Annotated in this window: 11 protein-coding genes and 1 pseudogene; 10 read left to right on the plus strand and 2 right to left on the minus strand. The window is 60.2% G+C overall.

Annotation, left to right across the window (positions count from 1 at the left end):
* Positions 1 to 62: 62 nt before the first annotated feature.
* The 7 genes and pseudogenes from recC (at position 63) to G5149_RS07725 (ending at position 12,202) form a co-directional block, all read left to right on the plus strand.
* Positions 63 to 3,416: an exodeoxyribonuclease V subunit gamma gene (recC, locus tag G5149_RS07695; protein WP_421212190.1), complete on the plus strand. Its 3,354-nt coding sequence runs from the start codon at positions 63 to 65 to the stop codon at positions 3,414 to 3,416.
* On the plus strand, positions 3,416 to 7,063 hold the full coding sequence (recB, locus tag G5149_RS07700; RefSeq protein ID WP_421212191.1) for an exodeoxyribonuclease V subunit beta: 3,648 nt from the start codon (positions 3,416 to 3,418) through the stop codon (positions 7,061 to 7,063). The genes recC and recB overlap by 1 nt, the downstream gene beginning before the upstream one ends.
* Positions 7,060 to 9,135, plus strand: a complete 2,076-nt coding sequence (recD, locus tag G5149_RS07705) for an exodeoxyribonuclease V subunit alpha (protein ID WP_421212192.1) — start codon at positions 7,060 to 7,062, stop codon at positions 9,133 to 9,135. Before recB ends, recD begins: the two co-directional genes overlap by 4 nt.
* Positions 9,131 to 9,260 (plus strand): annotated as a pseudogene (locus G5149_RS07710) (IS30 family transposase); the annotation flags it as partial. The gene recD and the pseudogene G5149_RS07710, both read left to right, overlap by 5 nt.
* Positions 9,261 to 9,325: 65 nt before the next feature.
* Positions 9,326 to 10,102 carry a hypothetical protein gene (locus G5149_RS07715; RefSeq protein ID WP_421212193.1) on the plus strand — a complete coding sequence of 259 codons (777 nt, stop codon included), beginning with the start codon at positions 9,326 to 9,328 and terminating at the stop codon, positions 10,100 to 10,102.
* A 353-nt stretch (positions 10,103 to 10,455) separates the two neighbouring features.
* The gene (locus tag G5149_RS07720) at positions 10,456 to 10,935 is read left to right on the plus strand and encodes a GNAT family N-acetyltransferase (RefSeq protein WP_421212194.1); all 480 of its coding nucleotides are present in this window, start codon (positions 10,456 to 10,458) and stop codon (positions 10,933 to 10,935) included.
* A 268-nt stretch (positions 10,936 to 11,203) separates the two neighbouring features.
* Positions 11,204 to 12,202 (plus strand): sensor domain-containing diguanylate cyclase, encoded by a 999-nt coding sequence (locus tag G5149_RS07725; RefSeq protein ID WP_236346151.1) that lies wholly within the window; start codon positions 11,204 to 11,206, stop codon positions 12,200 to 12,202.
* An 89-nt stretch (positions 12,203 to 12,291) separates the two neighbouring features.
* Here G5149_RS07725 and G5149_RS07730 read toward each other — a convergent pair whose 3' ends face one another.
* A complete protein-coding gene (locus G5149_RS07730) occupies positions 12,292 to 12,918 on the minus strand; it encodes a porin family protein (protein WP_005342742.1) in 627 nt (208 codons plus the stop codon).
* 846 nt (positions 12,919 to 13,764) lie between these two features.
* On the opposite strand from G5149_RS07730, the gene G5149_RS07735 reads away from it, so the two are divergent.
* Positions 13,765 to 13,941 carry a hypothetical protein gene (locus G5149_RS07735; protein ID WP_421212195.1) on the plus strand — a complete coding sequence of 59 codons (177 nt, stop codon included), beginning with the start codon at positions 13,765 to 13,767 and terminating at the stop codon, positions 13,939 to 13,941.
* A gap of 254 nt (positions 13,942 to 14,195) precedes the next feature.
* Positions 14,196 to 14,960, plus strand: coding sequence for a helix-turn-helix domain-containing protein (locus G5149_RS07740; RefSeq protein ID WP_236346154.1), 765 nt, complete (start codon positions 14,196 to 14,198; stop codon positions 14,958 to 14,960).
* 56 nt (positions 14,961 to 15,016) lie between these two features.
* On the opposite strand, the gene G5149_RS07745 is transcribed toward G5149_RS07740, so the two are convergent.
* Positions 15,017 to 15,838: a UTRA domain-containing protein gene (locus G5149_RS07745; protein ID WP_201990674.1), complete on the minus strand. Its 822-nt coding sequence runs from the start codon at positions 15,836 to 15,838 to the stop codon at positions 15,017 to 15,019.
* A 227-nt stretch (positions 15,839 to 16,065) separates the two neighbouring features.
* Between G5149_RS07745 and G5149_RS07750 the strand changes: the two genes are divergently transcribed.
* On the plus strand, positions 16,066 to 17,112 hold the full coding sequence (locus tag G5149_RS07750) for an ABC transporter substrate-binding protein (RefSeq protein WP_216980244.1): 1,047 nt from the start codon (positions 16,066 to 16,068) through the stop codon (positions 17,110 to 17,112).
* The last annotated feature ends 3 nt before the right edge of the window (positions 17,113 to 17,115 follow it).

Here is a 17,115-nt window from a genome sequence, read left to right on the forward strand (position 1 = left end):
GAAGTGACGGAAATGGCTCGCCTTTTCCCTCGCCCCCTCTCATCCACAGGCGGGAATTGCTCATGTTTACCCTCTACCACTCCAATCAGCTGGATCTGCTCAAGGAGCTGCTGGTGAGCCGCATCCGGCAGGCCCCTCTCTCTAACCCCTTCGATCGGGAGCAGATCCTGGTACAGAGTCCGGGCATGGCCCAGTGGCTCAAGCTGGAGCTGGCCAAAGCCTTCGGCATCGCCGCCAATATCGACTTTCCGTTGCCCGCCAGCTTTATCTGGGAGATGTTCACCCGGGTGCTGGCGGATGTACCGCGCCAGAGTCCCTACAACAAGGGATCCATGAGCTGGCAGCTGATGACCATTCTGCCTGCCTTGCTGGACAGGCCCGCCTTTGCCCCGCTCGCCGCCTATCTGGGCGGTGGAGAGAACGAAGATCCCGTCAAGGATCCCGAGCAAGTGCGGTTGTGGCAGCTCTGCCAGAAGGTGGCGGATCTCTTTGACCAGTATCTGGTCTACCGGCCGGACTGGATCGCCCGTTGGGAAGAGGGGGAAGGATTGAGTCAGGAGCTGGCCGGAGTGAGCGGTCAGGACTGGCAGCCGGAGCTGTGGCGTGAGCTGGTGGCCCGCACGTTGGCGCTCTCTCCGAGTGGCTACCACCGCGCCAACCTCTACGAGGAGTTTATCCACGAGCTGGAGCGTACTGCCGATCTGCCGGGCAAGCTGCCGCAGCGGGTGTTCGTATTCGGCATCTCGGCGCTGCCGCCGCGCTATGTGGAGGCGCTGCTGGCCCTCGGCAGCCGGCCGGAGGTGGAGGTGCACCTGTTCGTCACCAACCCCTGCCGCTACTACTGGGGGGATCTGCTGGATCGCAAGACCCTGGCGCGCCTCGAAAACAAGCTCAAACCCGGCACCGATATCGAGACATTGCAGGGCCCCGCCAACCCGCTGCTCGCCTCCATGGGCAAGCTGGGGCGCGACTACCTGCATCAGCTGATGGAGCTGGAGGTGCCGCAAATCGAGGCTTTCGTCGATATCGACGAAGTTGATGGCAAAGGCAATGTCAGCCTGCTGCGCGCCATCCAGAAGGATGTGCTGGAGCTGGCCGAGCGAGGCGCCGGTCAGTTCGATCTCGACAGCAGCCACCACAAGAGCCCGATCGATCCGGCGGATGGATCCTTGCAGATCCACGCCTGCCACGGCCCGATGCGCGAACTCGAGGTGCTGCACGACCGGCTGCTGGCGCTGTTCGAGCAGGACCCGACCCTCACCCCGAAAGATGTGGTGGTGATGATGCCGGATGTGAACAGCTACGGCCCCTACATTCAGGCGGTGTTTGGCGCGCGGGGTCAGATCCCGTTTGCGGTCTCGGATCGGGCGGCGAGTCAGGAGAGCCCGCTGCTGCAAAGCTTCCTCGCCCTGCTCAGGCTGCCCAATGCCCGCTTCGGGGCAGGGGAGCTGCTCGCCATTCTCGAGGTGCCCGCCGTGCTGCGCCGTTTCGAGCTGGATGACGACGAGTTCAACCAGCTGCGGGTCTGGGTGCAGGAGACCGGCATCCGCTGGGGGCTGGACGACGGCTACCCCGTCCGTTTCGATCTGCCGCCCATGTCCGGCAACAGCTGGCTGTTCGGCCTGCGCCGCATGCTGCTCGGCTTTGCCATGGGGGATGGCGAGCCGGTGGCGGGCATTCTTCCTTACGCCGATATCGAGGGGCAGCAGGGGTTGGCGCTCGGCAAGCTCGCCTGGTTCGTCGACTCGCTGGCCGAATTCCTGCCCCGGCTGCAACAGGCGCAGCCGCTGGCGGAGTGGAACGCCTGCCTGCTGGCGCTGCTGGAGCGCTTCTATCTGGCCGACGAAGATGAAGAGCGTCAGCTCCAGCTGATTCGCAGCCAACTGGCCGAGTGGCAGACCCGGCTTGGTGAAGCCCGTTTCGAGCAGCCCATTACCGCTGACCTGTTGCAGGATTACCTCGGCAGCGTGCTGGGGGAGTCCCGCTCCAGCCAGCGCTTCCTCGCCGGTCAGGTCAACTTCTGTACCCTGATGCCGATGCGCTCCATCCCCTTCAAGCAGGTCTGCCTGCTCGGCATGAACGACGGTGTCTACCCGCGCACCCTGGCTCCCATGGGGTTCGATCTGATGGCGGTGGCGTCGCGGCGCGGGGATCGCTCCCGTCGTGATGATGACCGCTACCTCTTCCTCGAGGCACTGTTGAGCGCCCAGCAGGGGCTCTATATCAGCTATCAGGGCTTCAGCGCGCAGGACAACAGCGACAAGGTGCCATCCGTGCTGCTGGCCGAACTCATCGACTATGTGCGGCAGGGCTTTGTGCTGGCGGGGGATGAGGAGCTGGACGACGAAACCTCCGGCAAGCGGCTGCTCAACCACCTGATGGTGGCGCACCCGCTCACCCCCTACAGCCGCAACTACTTCTACCCGGAGGCGGGTTCACGCCTCTTTACCTATGCCGCCGACTGGTTGCCCGCCCTCAATCCGGTGCGCGGCGCGGCCAACTTCCAGAGCGGCGAGCTGCCTTTGCCCCCCGAATGGGGCAAGGAGCAGGGGCTGGAGCTGGCGGAGCTGCTGCGCTTCTATCGCCAGCCCACCAAATATTTCCTCAACCGTCGCCTCAAGGTGTGGTTTGAGCTGAACGAAGCCAACATCGAGGACAGCGAGCCGTTCGAGCTGGATGGCCTGCAACATTATCAGCTGAAAGATCTGCTGCTCGATGCCCATCTGGCGGAAGGTGAAAGTACCGAGCGTCGCGAGCGGTTGCAGCTCACCGGCCTGCTGCCGCAAGGGTGGTTCGGCAGCCTGCTGCTGGACGATCTGGATGCCGAGATGGGCAAGCTGGCGGATCGGCTGCGGCCATGGGTTGCGGCCAATGAGTCAGAAAAACAGGCGGTGGAGATCGATATCTCCCTCACTCAGGGCCAGCTGCAAGGGTGGATCGACACCCAGAAGGGGCGCTTGCTGGTGGTCAAACCCGGCAGCTTCAACGGCAAGGATCTGCTGCTGGGCTGGATCCAGCACCTCTGCCTCTCATTGAGTGGCGCCCCCGGCGACACCCTGCTGTTCGATGCCAAACAGAGTCTGCGACTGCCCAAGCTCTCTGCCGACGAGGCGCGGCCCAAGCTGGCGGCGCTGGTGGCGTGCTGGGCGCAGGGGATGAAGCGGCCGCTGCCCTTCTTCCCCAACACTGCCTGGGATTGGCTCAAGGCGATCGAGAAGGATCCGGACAAACCGGAGGCGGCCGACAAGGCGGCTCTCACCCGTTTCAACGGCGGCTGGATGATCAATGGGGAGGGGCAAGACGTTTACGTCGCCCGCTGCTTCCCCGAACTCGATGACGAGGTGCTGGGGCAGTTGCAGGCGCTGGCCCGCGAACACCTGACCCCGCTGCTCAAGACCCTGGAGGAGCTGAAATAATGGCTAACCCGCTCAATACCCTGCGTTTTCCCCTCCATGGTGAACGACTGATCGAAGCCTCCGCCGGTACCGGCAAGACATACACCATCGCCGGCCTCTACCTGCGCCTGCTGCTGGGCCACGGCCCGCTCATTGAAGAGGGGGCTGATGCCGGTCAGCCGAGCGCCCACGAGCGGCCGCTCTCGGTGACCGAAATTCTGGTGGTGACCTTTACCGAAGCGGCCACTGCCGAGCTGCGCGGGCGGATCCGCGGCCGCATTCACGAGGCGCGGCTCGCCTTTATGCGCGGCCATAGCAATGATGCCTTGCTGGCCCAACTGCTGGACGAGTTGGAGGATCACGAACTGGCGGCCCGCCGCCTGCTGGCTGCCGAGCGGCAGATGGACGAGGCGGCGGTCTTTACCATCCACGGCTTCTGCCAGCGGATGCTGAAACAGAACGCTTTCGAGTCGGGCGCCCTCTTTGAAACCGAATTTCTTACCGACGACAGCCAGCTCAGGCTGCAGGCGGTGAGCGACTACTGGCGCGCCGAGTTCTATCCGGTGGATAAAACCCTCGCCAGCGCGGTGCGTGCGCTCTGGCCGAGCCCCGCCGCCCTGCTGCGGGAGATGGGCAGCTGGCTCGACAACAGCGAGCTGGAGATCCACCCCGCACTGGGGGACGAGACCCTCGCCGCCCGCCATCAGGCGGCCATGAGTCGCATTGCGGCGGTGAAGAGCGAGTGGCTGGCGCAGACGGACGAGATCCGCCGCCAGACCGACGGCCAGATCAGTCGCTACACCGGCAAGAACTACGAAGGGTGGCTTGCCAAGATAGCCGACTGGGCACAGGACGAGAGCAGTGGCTACGCCATCCCGAAGGAGCTGGAGCGCTTTGGCCAGACGGTGCTGGAGGAGAACCTCAAGAAGGGGGGCGCTGTGCCGACCCTGCCGCTGTTCAGCCAAATCGATGAACTGCTGGCGAGCCGCCCCGGTATTCGGGATCTCATCCTGCAACGGGCGGCCAAAGTAGTGCGCAGCCGGATGCAGGCGAGCAAGCGCCAAGCCCATCAGCTCTCGTTCGATGACCTGCTCAAAGATCTCGACGGGGCGCTCGGCTCAAGTCTTGGCGAGCGGCTCTGCGAGCGCATTCGCGCCACCTACCGGGTGGCGATGATCGATGAATTTCAGGATACCGATCCCCAGCAGTACCGCATCTTCCATCGGCTTTACGGTGGCCACACCGACACGGCGCTGCTGATGATCGGTGACCCCAAGCAGGCCATCTACGGCTTTCGCGGCGCCGACATCTTTACCTACATTCAGGCGCGGCGAAATGTGAGCGCCCACTACACCCTCGGGCGCAACTGGCGCTCCAGCAGTGCGCTGGTGGGGGCGGTCAACGGCTTGTTCGAGCGAGCCAAGGATCCCTTTATCTACGAAGCGGATATCCCCTTCCTGCCGGTGGAGGCGCAGGGCAAGAGCAAGGCGCTGCTGCTCGATGGTGCCACCGCCCCCGTGCTCCACTGCTGGCAGTTGACCGGCCAGCCCACCTTCAATCGGGGGGATTACCAGAGCAAGATGGCCCGCGCCACCGCCGCCGAGATCCACCGGTTGCTTAGCTTGTCCCAAGAGGGCAAAGCCCGGTTTTTCGGAGAGAAAAAGAAAGAAAATGGCGAAATAGAGATTATCGACGAACCGGTGAAGGCCGGAGATATCGCCGTGCTGGTGCGCACTGGCGCCGAGGGCAAGCTGGTGCAGCAGGAGCTGGCGCGCCTCGCCATCGCCTCCGTCTATCTGTCGAACCGCGAGAGCGTGCTGGAGCAGGTGGAGGCGCGGGAGATCCTGCTAATCCTGCACGCCTGCCAGAACCCGAGCGAAGAGCGCAGCCTGCGGGCGGCGCTCGCCACCGGGTTGTTTGATCTCGACGCCAAGGCGCTCGATGGTCTGGCCAGCGACGAGCGAGCGTGGGAGAGCGCGGTGCAGGAGTTTATGGAGTACCGCAAGATCTGGCACCGCCGCGGCGTGCTGGCGATGCTGCGGGCCCTGCTGCACCGGCGCAATCTCGCCTCTTCGCTTTTGGCGAGCCCCTACGGCGAGCGGCGGCTGACCAACTTCCTCCATCTCGGCGAGTTGCTGCAACAGGTGAGCAGCGAGCTGGACGGGGAGTACGCCCTGCTGCGCTGGTTGGGGGAGGCGGTGAGCCGCCCCAACGGCCAGGATGCGGAGCAGGTACTGCGCCTCGAATCCGAGCGCAAGCTGGTGCAGATCGTCACCATCCATAAATCCAAGGGGCTGGAGTACCCGCTGGTGTTCCTGCCCTTTATCTGTAGCCACAGAACCGCCGAGACCCCGCTCTATCACGAGGCGGACGAGGCGGGCAATCGCACCATTCTCGATCTGACCGGCGCCGACTCGTCGCTCGCCGAAGCGGACAGGGAGCGCCTTGCCGAAGACCTGCGGCTGCTCTATGTGGCGCTGACCCGGGGCGTCTACGCCACCTGGCTGGGGCTGGCGCCGGTGCGGGCGGGAGCGGGCAAGTCGGAGAAGACCGACCTGCACCACACCGCCATCGGCTACCTGCTGCAAAAGGGCGAGGAGGGGGATGCCGAAACCCTGGCGACCGCGCTGACCGAGCTGGCACAGGCGCTGCCCGGGGTGGCTGTCGGTGAGCCCTCGCTCACCCGTCCGGCCCCGCTGCCGCCAGAGGAGGAGCAGTTGGGCGAGCCGCAGGTGCGCCACTTTACAGGTTCCCTTGAGCGGGACTGGTGGATCAGCTCCTACTCCGGGCTGGCGGCGCAGGGCCACGGTCACAGCAAGGGCGTACTCGCCAATCCCGGTTTCGATGACGAGGTAGTGACCGAGGCGGCTGCGCTGGCGTCCGAGCAACCGGACGAGGCGCCCCAGCCCTCCATCTTCACCTTCCCGAAAGGGGCGCGCCCCGGCACCTTGCTGCACAGCCTGTTCGAGACCATCGACTTTCAGAGCGCCGCTGGCGAGCCGTTGGCAGAGCATATCGCTACCTTGCTGGCGCAGGATGGCTTCGACGAGAGCTGGGCCCCGGTGTTGCAACAGCAGGTGGAGGCGGTGCTGGATACTCCGCTCGATACCGGCTTTGGCGAGCCGGTACGGCTGCGGGATCTGGCGCCCGAGCGCAAACAGGTGGAGCTGGAGTTCTTCCTGCCCATGGGACGGGTGACGGCACCGGCGCTGACTGCGCTCTGCCAGCAGCACGACCCGCTGTCGCGGGGCAACAAGCCGCTGAGCTTTGCCACCGTGCAGGGGATGCTCAAGGGCTTTATCGACTTGGTGTTCGAGTGGCAGGGGCGCTGGTATCTGCTCGACTACAAATCGAACCACCTCGGCATGAGCCCCGCCGATTACAGCCGTCCGGCGCTGGAGCGGGCGATGGCCGAGCACCGCTACGACCTGCAATACCAGCTCTACTCGCTGGCGCTGCACCGGCTGCTCACCCTGCGCCTGCCGGGCTACGACTTCGAGCAGCATTTTGGCGGGGTCTTCTATCTGTTCCTGCGCGGCATGCCGCAGGGGGGCATTTTCCATATCCGCCCGAGCCGTGAACTGGTGCTGGGGCTGGATGAGTTGTTTAGAAACGGTGATCGCTCAGGCGGTGTTTCATCAACAGAATTAAACGAGGTAGAGGCATGAGCGGCACCATGATCAGCACCGCAGCCAGCGCAATGATGGTTGAACGGTTGAAAACACTGGCGCTGGCTGGCCGCATCCGCCAGCTGGATCTGCAATTTGCCAGGCTGGTGGCCGACCTTGGCGGCAGCCCCGAGCTGGTGCTGGGGGCGGCGCTCACCTGTTTCGAGCTGGGGCGCGGCCATGTCTGTCTGCCCCTTGAGATGTTGGCGAGTGGAGCTTTACGGCCGTTCGGGCTGGATCCCCAGCAGAGCCGGGATCTGTTGCTGGATCTGGCGGATCCTGCCCGCTGGCCCGCTCTGTTTGCGGCTAGTCCCTTGGTTGGAACCGAGCAGGATGAGGGGCTTGCCCCGCGCTGGCCGCTGCGGCTGTGGCACGGTCGGCTCTACCTCACCCGCTACCACGATCATGAGCAGGGGGTGGCCCGCCATCTGCGCGCGTTGAGCGAGCGCGCCGAATGGCCGGAGATAGCCCCCGCCCTGTCGCGGCTGTTTGCCCGCGACTATGGGCTGGTGTTCGCGGCGCTGCTGAAAGCCCGCCTCGCCCCTGACTTCTCCGCCCGCCACTTTACCGAAAAGTATCTGGATCTGGTGTTCCCCAATGAAGTGGATTGGCCCGCCATCGAGGCACTGCTGGCCAGCGCCCAGGCGGCGAGTGACCTGAGCAAACTGGATACGCTGGTGCCCGAGGCGCTCTGCTGCAACGGCCAGAAGCTGGCGGCGGCCACCGCGGCGGCGCGCCCCTTTGCGGTGATCTCCGGCGGCCCCGGCACCGGCAAGACCACCACGGTTGCCAAACTGCTCGCCATTCTGGTGGAGACTGGCCTGCAGGCTGGCAAGGCCCCGGCGATCCGGCTGGTGGCCCCCACCGGCAAGGCGGCGGCGCGTCTCACCGAGAGTATCGGCTCTGCCTTGCAGGCCCTCGATCTGCCCCCTGAGTGGGTCGAGGCGATCCCCACCGAAGCGGGCACCTTGCACCGGCTGCTCGGGGTTATTCCGGGGCGCAGCCAGTTCCGCCACCACGCGGGCAACCCACTGCACCTCGACTTGCTGGTGGTAGATGAGGCCTCCATGGTCGATCTGCCGATGATGGCGCGCCTGCTCGATGCGTTGCCGAGCCACGCCCGCCTGATCCTGCTCGGCGACAAGGATCAGCTCGCCTCGGTGGAGGCTGGGGCCGTGCTCGGCGATATCTGCAGCTTTATCGAACAGGGCATCAGCCCGGCGCAGGCGGATTGGCTCTCCCGCCAGACCGGCTACCGCTTGCAGGGCACGCCCGCAGGGGCTCCGGTGCGCGACAGCCTCTGTTTGCTGGCCAAGAGCTGGCGTTTTGATCAGCATTCGGGCATCGGCCAGCTGGCGCGCGCCTGCAACAGCGGCGATGCCACGGCGGTGGAGGCGGTCTGGGGCATGGGCTTTGCCGATATCAGCCTGCACCCCTGGGCGGGGGAGGCCTACGATGCCCTGATTGCCCAAGGGGTGGCCGGTTACGGCAGCTATCTGAAGGCGGCCCGCGCGGGGGAAGCGCCCGCCGCCGTGTTCAAGGCATTCAACAGCTTCCAGATCCTCTGCGCCCTGCGAGACGGCCCGTTCGGGGTGCTGGGGCTAAACGAGCGGCTTGAACTGGCCCTGTCACGGGCCGGCCTGATTGCCCGCGATGGCGACTGGTATGCTGGTCGCCCTGTGATGGTAGTGCGCAACGACCACGGGGTCGGCCTCTACAACGGCGATATGGGGCTCTGCCTGCCCGATGAAAGTGGGCGGCTCAAGGTATGGTTTGAGCAGCCGGATGGCACTCTGCGCGCCCTGTTGCCCAGCCGCTTGCCGCCCCACGAGACGGTCTACGCCATGACCATTCACAAATCCCAGGGCTCGGAATTTGCCCATACCGTGCTGGTGCTGCCCGACAGCCCCAGCCCGCTGCTGACCCGCGAGCTGGTCTATACCGGCATCACCCGCGCCAAGGCCCGCCTCGCTCTCTACGGCGATCGCGCCCTGCTGGCCCAAGCTGTGCGGAAAAAGACCGAGCGTTATTCCGGATTGGCGGAGAGGTTGGGGTACTCCATAGAGCAGTAATTTGAGCCTAGTGACCGTGGATATATTTTTAGCCTTCGAAAAGTGGCTCAACTTCAAGGCCCCGCAGATGTTGGGGGTTTAAACAATCTCAGGTGATATTTGACGAGTTACTCAAGGCCGCCTGATTTTTAAGCGGGCGTTGCACTACAGAGGTGAATCCGCCAATTCTGAGTATCTTTGGAGCCTTTTGATGGGAATATTATTCGAGCCGTACCAAGTAGAAAGTTGTTGCCTGTGCGGGTCTGGTGAATCGCTCACCGGAGAACACAAAATAAAAGCTTCTGCTTTGCGAAAAATTTTCGGGAAGGATGCCATGTTCATCGGCAATTTCGATGGCGAAAGCATACCTCGTTTGGCACAAGGCCCGAAATCCCGAGCCTTCCACTTCTCAGCTCGGATGTGTTCCTTGTGTAATGGAACTCGTACACAGGCTGCTGACCATGAATTCGACCGGTTTCATGCGTTGGTCTTTTCGTTTTTGTCAGAGGGTCGAGATCCTTCGTTAGCATTCAGCTTGCCACAATATACCTCTGGCTCAGAGGATTACCTCAATGTATTTAGATACTTTGCCAAACTATTATGTTGCCATGTGGCTGAATCATGCTGCCCCCGTCCATTAGAAGCTTGCGAGTTTGCTATAGGACAGACGAAGCGAAACATTATCTTTCTACACATTGATGTAGATCCGACCTATGAAGCTTATCGCCATAAGCTCGGAGAACATAGATTCGCAGCGCATGGAGGACTTATTGTTCCCTTCGACTCAAAAACACAAAACCCCACAAGCTTTCGAAGTTCAATAAGCCTTGGTCCGGTACGATATATATTTTGGGTTCGCTTTGAAGCAATTGCCGGAATTGAGCTACGTGCATGTCATTATGAGTTCTGGCGAAAATGCGAGGCGGCATACCAAGAAGCCTTAAAAAATCCACTATCGGATGAGCAGCGACATCGCCTGGGTATTTAACTGTTGAACATCTCGTAGGTTGGTGCTGAGCGTAGTGAAGCCCAACGTTTACCGCGAAATCTCTTTTTCCTTCCCCTTATCCCCGGCCCTTCTCCTCCTTTTTAAATAAACGGGAGAAGGGAGCAATGCTGTTACCGCTGTCCGATTACGCTTCTCTAATCGAACCTGTGTGGCTGGCGATCATATTTCCGGTGCCGCTTTATCCCCTCTCCCTCTGGGAGAGGGTAGGGTGAAGGTGGGTAGGGTGCAAAGAACGAAGTGAATTGCACCGCTGCTATTTATCTGCCAAAAGGTGTAATGCGCTGCGCTTATTACACCCTGCATCCAACCAACACACGACAGGATGTCATTGCTTGAGACTTGAATTTAACACCATCGATCTGGATCGGGATTACGAGTTCTGTGTGCAGGCGCGCAGGGATGCCTATTTTTGCAGCTTTCATACCCATGATGGTTTTGCCGACTTTATCGACGGCTATCGGGAGCGGATCCGCGAAAGGCTGGGGCAAGCTCAATGGCACTACCTTCATGTCTGGGCGGGTGAACAACGGGTGGGCCAGCTGGAGTTTCGCAGCTTTTCCGATGAGCCCGAGACTGGCTATGTGCAGCTGATTTATCTGTTCCCCGAATATCGTGGCACCGGTTTGGCTGCCGTGTTGCAGGCCTATATCCGCCAGCAGTTGCTGGGGGCTGGCTGCAAATGGGCGATCCTCTCCGTGAGCCGTACCAATGTGCGGGCCTTGAATCATTACCGGCGCTTTGGCTGGGTATTTCTGCGCCCCAATCCGAAACATCAGGAGACGGATTTTTATCGACTGACTCTGGCCGAGTGACCTCTGTGGTTGCTCCGGCATACCCCTCATTTTTCCCATCCCCCAAATGACTGAATCGCGAGTTAAATCCGGTAAACAGGGCGCACTTGAGCCACACTTACTGACACCCTGATTTAGCCCATGTCGTTAGCGATCGATAACCGGTAAAGCAGTGGTAGAGTAGGGATCTGGCTGACATCGTTGTTGCAGTATGCCAAGTTGGTGTTTGAGACTGGAATTAGCACGGCCCCGAACTGGCGCGGGGCAGAATAGAAGAAGGATGGCCGCAATGCAGCAGGAGAGTGAGACGATCAGGATCTCGGATGTCAGCGAAGCCGTGGTGCATGGCATTCTTGAGGTGATCAGCGATGGCATCTGGGACTGGCACGCCAATACCGGTTTAGTCTATCGCAACCCCGGTTGGTACCGGATGCTGGGCTACGAGCCCCATAGCCTCGGCAATACTGTCTTCACCTGGGAGGGGGTGATCCACCCCGATGATCTGGCCGGTGTGATGGAGAAGTTCGATGCCTGCCTGGGTGGCAAGGCGTCTGAATATTGTGCCGAGTATCGTTGCCGCTGCCGGGATGGCAGTTACCTCTGGATTGAGGATTGTGGTCGCATCATAGAGCGCAACGCTGATGGTTCTGTGGCGCGGATGATCGGTGCTCATCGCAATATCCACGCCAGCAAATTGCTGCTGGAGCAGCTGGAGCTGCGCAATCAGTCGCTGGAGCAGTTGGTGGCGGAGCGCACCGCCGAGTTGGTACGACTCAACGAGGCGCTGCAACAGAGAGTCGAGGAGAATCGCCAGCTGGCGGAGACAGATGCCCTGACCGGTGCTGCCAGTCGCTACCGGCTGGAGCGGGCGTTACAGCTGGAGTGCGAGCGTGCTCGCCGCTTCCACTTGCCTTTTACAGTGATTGCCATGGATGTAGACAACTTCAAGCAGATCAATGACAGCTATGGTCACAATATCGGGGATCAGACCCTGATTAACATAGTGTCGCTGGTGCGCGACCATATCCGCGAGATCGATCTGCTGGCTCGTTGGGGCGGTGACGAGTTTATGGTGTTGTTGCCCAATACCGGCCGTGACGATGCGCTGGTGGTGGCGAACAAGTTTCAGGCATTGATGGTGACGCACCCCATCTGTCCCCGCGGTGTCACCACCATGAGCTTCGGAGTGGCGGAGTATCATCAGGGCGAGCAGAAGGAGAGTCTGATGGTACGCGCCGATCGGGCGCTCTATCAGGCAAAGCAGCAGGGCAAGAACCAGATCTGCTGACGACACATCAGCCAATAGAAGGGCCGCAGGCGTGAAACCTGCGGCCCTTTTGCATTCAGGCACAACAGCATGGTTGGGGGAGGTGCGACTTAGAAGTGGTAGCGCACACCCAGCTTGAAGGTATCCAGTGAGTAGTGCTCGTCACCCAGGCTCAGGGCGTTGAACTGGCGCTCGTAACCGATACCGGCAGAGAAGTGATCGTTGAAGGCGTAGTCCAGACCCACTTCCAGATTGGGGTGTACCTTGCTCTTGGTTGCGCTCTCGCTTACCTGACCGCTGAGACCCAGGATGGTGGCGTTGCCGACAACGTCCACTTCGGTGCGGGTGTAGGCAATGCCCGGCTTGGCATAGGCGCTGAAGCCCCAGGCCAGCGGCTGGCTCAGCTTGGCGGCCAGGCTGATGCTGCGGGTTTCGATAGTGGTGTCGGCAAAGCCGGTCGCAATCTGGGAGGTCACCCAGGTCAGCTGATCCATCTGTTGGGCGTGCAGGCCACCTTCAACGGCCAGCCAGGGGTTGAAGCTGTAACCCACGATCAGGCTGCCGCCGTCGAGCTGGTCGTCGATCACTTTGGCGTCATACACGCGCTGGAGGTCACCGTCGAGATCCATCTTGGAGGTGGTCAGATCCAGACCTGCATACCAGCCTTCGGCATGAGCGCTGCCATTCATGGCCAGAGCAATCAGGGAGAAAGCGGCAATTTTATTAAACTTGTTCATGGATAAATAAACCTTATGTTGCGTGAACTGCGTGTGATTTATATCGCTCAATCCATGAAGCTTTTTATATTTCCGTCATCGCTCTGCTTTCACAGAGGGGCCGCAGTATAGTCAGCGTATTTATGAATAACAAGGGTGCGTTCTATCCATTAATCTAAATTATACGGGCCGCCAGCAGGACTCTCTTGTTTAATAAATGGTGTTATTAGAGTTTTAGCTTTATTGAGATTTAAATAATTAATTGGTGAGTCAATTGACTGTCTTTACTTTTACGTTTTCTTTTATGTTATTGATTTAAATGGAAATGTTGTTTTATCCCGTCACGGGTTATGTTTAAGGAGTGCAAAATTACCATTTCAGATGCCATTTATCTCGAGCTGAGCCTTGTTGTTTGTTTTTCGAACAGTAGACAAGGTGAAACTATGAGAAAAAAATCTATCTTTTTGCCTGTTTTTTGCTCTTCTTAAGGATTGGGATTGTTCCCATTGTGATTTTTGGTGGTCTTATGAGGCTTATCTGATGAGTGGTGATGACGAGTGCATGCTATCGAAAGGGGGTCTTTTGAGACGTTTATCTCTTTATTGCGGTGTGCTGACTGGATGAGTAGAGGGAGTACCAGGTTGATATTGATAGCAAAGGGTGATTAATTTTGTTCCATTATTTTCACAAAGGCAGTTTAAACATCTATTTTGGTATTTAAAGCGACGAGGTTGATATTCACTTTATATTAATTAAAAACTTTTCATGTACGCTGTAAAATATATTGGATGACAATAAATAAGCATTGATAGTTGTTCAGGATATCTTGTCAGAAAGGACTTCACAGTCGGCTCATCAGTGGGTTGCATGTGGCCGCTGGCACTGCTCCGTGCCGGGGCCCTTGACCTGACCGGCGAATTCAGGGAAAAGAAAAGGGCGGTGCTATCTGCGCCGCCCAATGCCAGGAAAGAGAAAAAACCTTACGGTTTAAAAGATAAAAATTTGGAAGCAAACAATCGATTTCTCAACCAGGAAGGGTCTTGAATTCGATACGTTTCGATTATGCGCGATGTTCTATGCAGCACTAGCAAAATGTTTGCGGGTTGAAAGATATGCACTGTCTGGTGTCACATTCTGCGACCCCACCGTTCAACTGGTCGGTCCTCACTGGGATATCGGGTGGTTTTTTCTCTAGACTGTTTTTTCGGTGTCAATATCTGAGCCTTTCAGGTAAGAACAGGTCAGAAGCTGAATTGGCATAACCATGCAATGAAAGTGCGATAACAAGGAAGAGTGGCATGACCTACAGCCAGACCCTGGCCAACAATATCCTCGATACCCTGAAGAAGACCCTGACCGACAAGGGGATCCGCTATCAGACGCTGGCGGAGGCAATGGGGGTCTCCATCGCGACCGTGAAGCGGATGATGAACAAACCATCCCTGCCGTTCGATACCTTGCTGGAGATCTGCCATCTGGTGGGGCTCTCGTTCGAGGAGCTGCTGGATCGCACTCAGGATGCCCAGAGCCGGCGCGCCGTCTTCACCCAGGAGCAGGACGAGGCGTTTCACAACGAGCCCGGTCTCTACGCCTTTCTCGCCAATATCTTCTGGCGTGACAAGACGCTGATCGATCTCAAGCGGGAGTACGGCCTGACCGATGCCTCCTGCTACCTCTATCTGCGCAAGTTGGAGAAGCTCGGTATTTTGCAACTCGGTATCGACAACAGTTACCACTTCCTGATCAGCGAGCGCATCAGCTTCGAGCAGCACAGCCGTTTCGCCCGCCAGCAGGCACGGCAGGCAATGTCAGTGCTGGGGGAGTATCTGGTGGAGAACATGCACAAGTCGAACAACTACATGGCGCTCTGTCAGCTGCACCTCAACGAGGGGGAGGCGATGGCGCTGATCGAACGTATGAAGGAGTACTGGCATCAGGAGATCAAGCTCAACCGCCCCGCCATTGGCCAGCAGGAGCACGCCAAGACCTACACCATGTCGCTGCAACTGGCCGATTGCGGCTATCAGAGCTTCGACGACATGATCCCCAATATCGACAACTGATCCCGGCGGATCCAGAGGATCCGCCTCCCCCTTCCAGGCTGGCGTTGCGTGCCGACTCACCCCTGCTCCGCGAGCCGGGTTTGCTGCGGCTTGCCTGCGAGCGGCTGCAACGCTCGCGTATCGAGGCAGATTCGGATCGCATCCGGCCGCCAGTGCTCGATATCGCAATCCACCAGAGCGCCTCGCTCGTCGTAGTTGACCCGCACCAGCCGTAGCACGGCGCTCCCCTCCGCCAGATTGAGGGCGCGGGCGATGGCGCCCCGTGCTGCCGAGGGAGTGATCTCGAGACTCGCCCCGCCCTGGCCTATGCCATAGCGCTGCTGATAGAGCTCGGTGAGGGAGCTCGCCAGCGGTGCGCTGGCAATATCGGGAAAGCGACTCGCCAGCAGGTGATGGCTGACGTGTAGCACAGGGCGGCCATCGATAAGACGCAGACGGCGGATCTCGTAGAGCGGCGTAAAAGGATCCAGCCCCATCCAGCGGCAGAGCTCGCTGCTGGCCAGCTCGCTACCGTGGGCCAGCACTCGGGTTTCGGCGGTGCGCTGCTGCTCGCCGATCCACTGGTGAAAGTGAGTGTGGATGGCTGGATCGTAGGTGAGGCGAGGCGGGGCCACGAACCAGCCGCGCCGCTCGGCCCGGTAGATAAGGCCATCCGCTTCGAGGCTGGAGAGCGCCTCCTTGATGGTGATGCGGGTGGTGGCGAAACGCTCGCTCAGGGCCCGTTCGGCGGGTAGCTGCTGCCCGGCCCCCAATTGGCCGCTGCCGATATAGCGGCGCAGGGTCTGGCAAATCTGTTCACACTTGGAGGAGGAGCGGCCATCGGCCATGCTCTGTTCGTTCACTCTCTGCTCGCTCAATCTCGGTTCAATCACGCTCATATCCCTGTCGCTAATCTTGGCTGTGCGGGCTGGCTTAGCCCTTGTTGGTTCAGCCCTTACTGGAGTAGTCCAGCCTCACTCGGGTTCAGAGTTGTAACTGCTGTGGATGACAGCGCCATGACAGGGTGATTGTCATCAAACTGCCATCAAAACGCCCCGCGACCGTCACAATTCCCCTCTAGCATCCCTCTCGAACCTTAACTGACCTAGTCCAGAGGGATGGAATGATGAAAAGCGTGATCGCAAGTGCACTGGCCCTGGTGGCCGTCAGCCAACCACTTTTTGCAGCCGAGAATATCGCGGATCTCGAAAAGGCCGCCCGCGGCGAAGGCCAGCTCCACAGCATCGGTATGCCCGACAGCTGGGCCAACTGGAAGGATACCTGGCAGCAGCTGGGCAGCATCTACGGCATCAAGCATCAGGATACCGACATGAGCTCGGCGCAGGAGATCGCCAAGTTCGCCGCCGAGAAGGCCAATGCCACCGCCGATATCGGCGATGTGGGCGGCGCCTTCGGTCCGGTTGCGGTCAAGCAGGGTGTTACCCAGCCCTACAAACCCTCCACCTGGGCCGATATTCCCAACTGGGCCAAGGATGCGGACGGTCACTGGATGCTGGCCTATACCGGCACCATCGCCTTCCTGATCAACAAGGATCTGGTCAAGGCCGCCCCCACCAGCTGGCAATCCCTGCTGGGTGGCGACTACAAGGTAACGCTGGGTGATGTGGGTGTTGCCTCGCAGGCCAACAACGGCGTGCTGGCCGCGGCCTATGCCACCGGCGGCAGCGAGAAGAATCTCAAGCCTGCGCTGGAGCTGTTCGGCAAGCTGGCCCAGCAGGGCCGTCTGTCGCTGAACGACCCCACCATAGCCAATATCGAGAAGGGCGAGGTGGAAGTGGGGGTGCTGTGGGACTTCAACGCCCTCAACTACCGCGACCAGATCGACCCCAAGAAGTTTGAGGTGGTGATCCCGAGCGACGGCTCCGTCATCGCCGGTTACACCACCATCATCAACAAGTGGGCCAAGAACCCCAACGCCGCCAAGCTGGCGCGGGAATACATCCTCTCCGATGCCGGTCAGATCAACCTGGCCCGTGGCTATGCCCGCCCGATCCGCAGCAACGTTGCGCTGCCGGATGACGTGAAGGCCAAGCTGCTGCCGGCCGAGCAGTATGCCAAGGCCAAGCCGGTGCAGGATCACGCCGCCTGGGAGCAGAGCTCCAAGGCCCTGCCGCGTCAGTGGCAAGAGAACGTCATGATCTACATGCAGTAAGGA

This window comes from Aeromonas sp. 600479, assembly GCF_049175515.1.
Classification (GTDB): Bacteria; Pseudomonadota; Gammaproteobacteria; order Enterobacterales; family Aeromonadaceae; genus Aeromonas; species Aeromonas veronii_A.

Bases quoted from the DNA above. Each gene is read 5' to 3' on its own strand.
- G5149_RS07725 (WP_236346151.1), top strand. From the start codon at position 11,204: ATGCAGCAGGAGAGTGAGACGATCAGGATCTCGGATGTCAGCGAAGCC.
- G5149_RS07735 (WP_421212195.1), top strand. From the start codon at position 13,765: ATGTGGCCGCTGGCACTGCTCCGTGCCGGGGCCCTTGACCTGACCGGC.
- G5149_RS07750 (WP_216980244.1), top strand. From the start codon at position 16,066: ATGAAAAGCGTGATCGCAAGTGCACTGGCCCTGGTGGCCGTCAGCCAA.
- recC (WP_421212190.1), top strand. From the start codon at position 63: ATGTTTACCCTCTACCACTCCAATCAGCTGGATCTGCTCAAGGAGCTG.
- G5149_RS07745 (WP_201990674.1), bottom strand. From the start codon at position 15,838: ATGAGCGTGATTGAACCGAGATTGAGCGAGCAGAGAGTGAACGAACAG.
- G5149_RS07715 (WP_421212193.1), top strand. From the start codon at position 9,326: ATGGGAATATTATTCGAGCCGTACCAAGTAGAAAGTTGTTGCCTGTGC.
- G5149_RS07740 (WP_236346154.1), top strand. From the start codon at position 14,196: ATGACCTACAGCCAGACCCTGGCCAACAATATCCTCGATACCCTGAAG.
- recB (WP_421212191.1), top strand. From the start codon at position 3,416: ATGGCTAACCCGCTCAATACCCTGCGTTTTCCCCTCCATGGTGAACGA.
- recD (WP_421212192.1), top strand. From the start codon at position 7,060: ATGAGCGGCACCATGATCAGCACCGCAGCCAGCGCAATGATGGTTGAA.
- G5149_RS07730 (WP_005342742.1), bottom strand. From the start codon at position 12,918: ATGAACAAGTTTAATAAAATTGCCGCTTTCTCCCTGATTGCTCTGGCC.